Below are 5,873 nucleotides of genomic sequence, written 5' to 3'. Positions count from 1 at the left end.
GTTAGCCCGCTTTCTTTTGCCTACTTTTCTTTGCGGCGGCAAAGAAAAGTAGGTGCCGCCCCGCACAGGGGCGACGCATGAAGCACAAACACCAAAACGCGGACGCCAGCGACAACACAAGCAACCCACCCCAAGCACCGCCAGACAAACCCAAACCCAAAACCAAAACCCAAAAACCCGTCCCCGACACAAACCACTGGCATACTACCGCCAAGGGAGACGGCACCACGCCGCAACAATAAAGCGACGCGGCACGCGCCATTGCCGCTCCCGAATCAACAAGCCGGGCCCGCCCATCGCGGGCATCGTCCGCTGTCGATTGTGGGAGGTCCAGAACCATGTCGATCCGCTTCAGCCGAGCTGTGTTTGTTTCAGCGCTAGGTTTCTGCTGTTCTCTGCTTGTTCAGTCACCCGCGAACGCCGCACTAGGCGGCGATCCCATGACGCCACCCGCCGGGTCGAGTGAAATATCCCGCACCGTGGCACCCTCCACCTCGAATGGCATCGCCGTGATGCGCAGCGCATCGTCGGCCAGTTCGGGTGCAACCACGGCTTCCTCTTCGGCGGCCGCGTCGGCCTCTTACACCGTGCGCGAAACGACGCTTGGCAATAGCACGGTTATCCGCGAATACATCTCGTCGGCGGGCAGCGTGTTCGGCCTCGCGTGGAGCGGCCCGCAAATGCCCGATCTCGCCAGTCTGCTCGGCAATTATTTCCCGCAATATGTCGCCGGCGTGACCAGCGCGCGCAAGCTGCGTGGCGGCGGGCACGGTTCCGGCGTCGTGCAGGACAGCGGCCTCGTCGTGCGCTCGGGCGGCCACATGGGCGCGTTCTCCGGCCAGGCTTATCTGCCGCAGGCCTTGCCTGCCGGCGTAAGCGGCACCGACATCCAGTGACGACGGGAGACAACATCATGCGATTTGCGTTGAAGCTCGAAGCATGCGTTCGCGTCGTGAAGGCCGTACTCGCCGTATCCGTCGTCACGATGACGGCGTTTGTCGCGGGCTGCGGCGGCGGAGGCGGCGGCTCGTCCTCTTCGTCGGGCAGCAACAGCGGACCCAACCAGCAGCCGATCGCGGCAAATGCGGCCAACACCGTGGCCGTTACCGTCGATCGCGGTGTGGCGGGCATCATCAACATACCGACCGTGACCGTGACGGTCTGCCAGCCAGGCACGAACAATTGCGCGACGATCGATCACGTACTGCTCGATACTGGTTCGTATGGATTGCGCATCGTCAGTTCGGCGCTGGGTTCGCTCACCAATAGTCTGGCCATCCAGCAGGCGACGGCGGGTGGCAACCTCGCCGAATGCACGCATTTCGCCGACGGCTATACGTGGGGCACGACCCGTCGCGCCGACGTGAAAATCAGCGGCGAAACGGCCGGCAATATCCCGATCCAGGTAATCGGCGATATGGCCGACTCGACCATTCCGACCAGCGGTTGTGTGAATGGCGCGAATGAGAACACCGCGAGCGCATTGGGTGCGAACGGCATCATCGGACTGGGCGTGGCGCCCGTCGATTGCGGCGCGGCGTGCTCGGTGCAGGCCAATGTCGCGCAGTTCAGCAACTATTACGCGTGCCCGAACGGCACGAACTGCGTGCGCACGCTGGCCGAGACGACCAAGCAGGTGGCCAACCCGATCCCGAACTTCCCCGTCGACAACAACGGCGTGATCGTGCAGATGGCGCCGATCTCCTCGACTGGCGCGGCTTCGGCGACGGGAACCGTCGTGTTCGGCATCGGCACGCAGTCGAACAACGGCAACTCGGCAGCCACTACCTATACGACCGACGCATCGGGCGATCTCGTCAACAGCACGTTCAACGGCACGAAGATCAGCACGTTCATGGACTCCGGCTCGAACGGCTACTTCTTCCAGGACAACTCGATCGCAATGTGCGGCGGCGATCTGTCGTCGTTCTATTGTCCGAGTTCGACGCAGCAGCGCACCGTGAACCTCGTCGGCGCGAACAATGCGACAGGCTCGGTGACGCTCAACATCGCGAATGCGCAGACGCTGCTGAGCAACGCCAGCAATTACGCATTCAACGATCTCGGCGGCCAGATCGGCTCGCTGAGCGCGTTCGACCTGGGCCTGCCGTTTTTCTTCGGACGCTATGTCTACTACGGGATCGACAAGCGTGCATCGGGCGGCGCCGCGCCTTTTGTAGCGTTCTGACGCTGCTTTCCCATCCCCTCGTTCTTTGGCCACGAAGACGGCCCGCCGGCAGGCGGGCCGGCATTCGCGCATCGCGGCCCGGCCCGGCGGCGCGCCGTTGCGCCGTCCATCGGGTGAAATACCCCCGTTTCCCCGCCTTTATCCGCCAATCGCGGCTCGACATCTGCAGGAATAATCGCTCTCACTGAAAAAGGGCATCGTGCCCGCCTAGCTGGAGAGCGCATTGGCAGAGGATAGCGACCTCGAAATAACCGAATCAGCCACCCCCCGGCGCCTGGAAAAGGCGCGGGAGGAAGGGCAGGTTGCGCGTTCGCGGGAGCTGGCGACGTTTGCGCTCGTCGGGGCCGGGGTGTTCGGCGCGTGGGGCATGTCGGGCATGATCGGCGAGCACGTGCAGATGATGCTGCGCGCGTCCTTCACCTTCGACCACGCCGCGGTCTTCGATACGAAGCGGGCGCTGACAGGCGCCGGTACCGCAGCGCGCGAAGGCGCCTACGTGCTGGTGCCGCTGCTGGTGCTGACGGGGCTTGCCGCGCTGCTCGCGCCGATGGCACTCGGCGGCTGGCTGCTGTCGACCAAATCGATTTCGGTGAATTTCGAACGCCTGAACCCTGTCTCGGGTCTGGGCCGCATCTTTTCGATCAACGGCGTGATCCAGCTCGGCCTGTCGCTGGCGAAGATTCTGGTCGTGGCCGTGATTGCCACGACGGCGATCTGGCACCGGCGCGAGGACATCCTGGCGCTGGCGACGCAGCCGCTGCACGTCGCGATGTCGAATGCCGGACACATCATCGCTGTGTGCTGCGCGATGACGGTCGCGGGCATGTTCGTGATCGCCGCGCTCGACGTGCCGTACCAGATATGGAATTTCCATAAGAAGCTGCGCATGACGAAGGAAGAAGTGAAGCGCGAGCATCGCGAAAGCGAAGGCGATCCGCATGTGAAAGCGCGTATCCGCACGCAGCAACGGGCGATGGCGCGGCGCCGGATGATGGCGAACGTGCCGAAGGCCGACGTCGTCGTCACCAACCCGACGCACTTCGCGGTCGCGCTGCAGTACACGGATGGCGAGATGGGCGCGCCGAAGGTGGTCGCGAAGGGCGTGAACCTGGTGGCCGCGCGGATCCGCGAACTGGCTACCGAGCACAACATTCCGCTGCTCGAGGCGCCGCCGCTGGCGCGTGCGCTGTATCACAACGTCGAACTGAATCGCGAGATTCCGGGCGCGCTGTACGGCGCGGTCGCGGAAGTGCTCGCGTGGGTGTATCAGCTGCGCCGCTTCAAGGAAGACGGCGGCGTGGCGCCCGTCGCGCCGACGGATCTCGAAGTTCCTGCCGAACTGGACAAGGGCGGCGTGTCGGACGACGACGCCGACCAGGAAGCCGCCGACTCACTCGGCGACGACAATCAAAGTAATGGAGTATCAGCATGAACGCCCGCGCGGGTTTTCTTTCACGACGTCCGGACGCGCTGAGCGGCACGAATCTGCGGGCTCTGGCAGGGCCGCTCCTGATCTGCATGATCCTCGGCATGATGATCCTGCCGTTGCCGCCGTTCCTGCTGGATCTGCTGTTCACCTTCAACATCGCGCTGTCCGTGATGGTGCTGCTGGTCAGCATGTACACGATGAAGCCGCTCGACTTCGCGGCCTTCCCGAGCGTGCTGCTGTTCTCGACCTTGCTGCGGCTGTCGCTGAACGTCGCCTCGACCCGTATCGTGCTGCTCGAAGGCCACACCGGTCCGGGTGCCGCAGGTGCCGTGATCGAGGCGTTCGGCCACTTCCTCGTGGGCGGCAACTTCGCGGTCGGTATCGTGGTGTTCATCATCCTGATGGTGATCAACTTCATGGTGATCACCAAGGGTGCGGGGCGTATCGCGGAAGTGTCCGCGCGCTTCACCCTGGACGCGATGCCCGGCAAGCAGATGTCGATCGATGCCGACCTGAACGCCGGCATGATCAACGAAGAGCAGGCGCGCAAGCGCCGTCTGGAAGTCGGCCAGGAAGCCGAGTTCTACGGTTCGATGGACGGCGCGAGCAAGTTCGTGCGCGGGGATGCGATTGCCGGTTTGCTGATCATGGTGATCAACATCATCGGCGGGTTGATTGTGGGCGTCGTGCAACACGGCATGGATTTCGCCGATGCAGGCAAGACCTACACGCTGCTGACCATCGGTGACGGCCTGGTCGCGCAGATTCCTTCGCTGGTGATTTCGACGGCGGCGGGTGTGATCGTGTCGCGCGTCGCAACCGACGAAGACATCGGCACGCAGCTGACCAGCCAGCTTTTCACGAATCCGCGCGTGCTGATGATCACGGGTTCGATTCTGGTGCTGATGGGCCTGATTCCCGGCATGCCGCACTTCGCGTTTCTTCTGCTGGGCGGCGGCGCGATCCAGCTGGCGCGCACGTTGAAGAAGCGTGCGACGCAGAGCAAGACATCGACCGCGCTGGCCGAAGTTGCACCGCAGGCACTCACGCCGACGGAAGCCAGCGAGGCAAGCTGGGAAGACGTGACGATGATCGACGCGCTTGGCCTGGAAGTGGGCTACCGGCTGATTCCGCTGGTCGACAAGAACTCGGACGGTGAGTTGCTGAAGCGGATCAAGAACATCCGCAAGAAGTTCGCGCAGGAAATTGGCTTCCTGCCGCCTGTGATTCATATCCGCGACAACCTCGAATTGCGTCCGAACGGCTACCGGATTGCGTTGAAGGGCGTGGAAGTCGGCGTTGGCGAGGCGTATCCGGGCCAGTGGCTCGCGATCAATCCGGGCCAGGTGACGGCTGCATTGCCGGGCACGCCGACCACGGATCCGGCGTTTGGCTTGCCGGCGATCTGGATCGACACGAATCTGCGTGAGCAGGCGCAGGTGTATGGCTACACGGTGGTGGATTCGAGCACGGTGGTGGCGACGCACCTGAACCATCTGGTGGTGACGCATGCGGCCGAACTGCTTGGCCGACAGGAAGTACAGGCGTTGATCGAGCGGATGCAGAAGGATGCGGCGCCGCTGGTTGACGATGTCGTGCCGAAGATGTTGCCGGTTGCGACCTTGCAGAAGGTGTTGCAAAACCTGCTGGAAGAAGGCGTGCCGATTCGCGATATGCGGACGATTCTCGAATCGCTGTCCGAGCATGGGTCCAAGATTACCGATCCGCATGATCTGACGGCGGCAGTGCGGCTGTCGCTGGGCCGCGCTATCACGCAGCAGTGGTTCCCTGGGAATGGCGATATTCAGGTGATGGGGCTGGATGCGCATCTCGAGCGGCTTTTGACGCAGGCGCTGGCGACGGGTGCGAATCCGGGGCTTGAGCCGGGGCTGGCGAATACGCTGTTGATGGAGACGCAGAAGGCCATGGTCCGGCAGCAGAATATGGGGCTGACGCCGGTCATGTTGGTGCAGCATTCGCTGCGGGCTATGTTGGCCAGGTTTTTGCGGCGAAGTTTGCCGCAGCTTAAGGTGCTTTCTTATGCTGAGGTGCCTGATACCAGGCATGTGAGGGTTGTTAATGTGATTGGGGCGCAGTAAGGGTTTGGGTTTGGTTTGGTTTTGTCTTGCGACGCATAGGTCTGGTTTTTCGCTGGCATCCGCGGTTTGTTTTGCCCACTTCACGCGTCGCCCCTGTGCGGGGCAGCACCTACTTTTCTTTGCCGCGGCAAAGAAAAGTAGGCAAAAGAAAGCCGCT

Annotated in this window: 4 protein-coding genes; all 4 read left to right on the top strand. The window is 62.9% G+C overall.

The window, feature by feature from the left end:
- The first annotated feature begins 338 nt into the window (after positions 1–338).
- Positions 339–896, top strand: a complete 558-nt coding sequence (locus DK391_RS43750; RefSeq protein ID WP_109484231.1) for a DUF2844 domain-containing protein — start codon at positions 339–341, stop codon at positions 894–896.
- A 17-nt stretch (positions 897–913) separates the two neighbouring features.
- Entirely contained in the window at positions 914–2,188 is a 1,275-nt protein-coding gene (locus DK391_RS43745) for a DUF3443 domain-containing protein (protein ID WP_109484232.1), read from the top strand.
- Between the two features lie 223 nt (positions 2,189–2,411).
- Positions 2,412–3,620, top strand: a complete 1,209-nt coding sequence (gene flhB / locus DK391_RS43740) for a flagellar biosynthesis protein FlhB (protein ID WP_109484230.1) — start codon at positions 2,412–2,414, stop codon at positions 3,618–3,620.
- The gene (flhA, locus tag DK391_RS43735) at positions 3,617–5,716 is read left to right on the top strand and encodes a flagellar biosynthesis protein FlhA (RefSeq protein ID WP_109484229.1); all 2,100 of its coding nucleotides are present in this window, start codon (positions 3,617–3,619) and stop codon (positions 5,714–5,716) included. Before flhB ends, flhA begins: the two co-directional genes overlap by 4 nt.
- Positions 5,717–5,873 lie beyond the last annotated feature (157 nt).

Origin of the sequence: Paraburkholderia sp. C35, assembly GCF_003121405.1 — a bacterium.
Lineage (GTDB): Bacteria > Pseudomonadota > Gammaproteobacteria > Burkholderiales > Burkholderiaceae > Paraburkholderia.
Note: the sequence above shows the minus strand (reverse complement) of the source record. Positions and strands in the feature narration are given on the sequence as shown.

What these genes read in the sequence shown, in the direction of transcription:
- DK391_RS43745 (WP_109484232.1), top strand. Translation starts at nt 914, where the DNA reads ATGCGATTTGCGTTGAAGCTCGAAGCATGCGTTCGCGTCGTGAAGGCC.
- DK391_RS43750 (WP_109484231.1), top strand. Translation starts at nt 339, where the DNA reads ATGTCGATCCGCTTCAGCCGAGCTGTGTTTGTTTCAGCGCTAGGTTTC.
- flhA (WP_109484229.1), top strand. Translation starts at nt 3,617, where the DNA reads ATGAACGCCCGCGCGGGTTTTCTTTCACGACGTCCGGACGCGCTGAGC.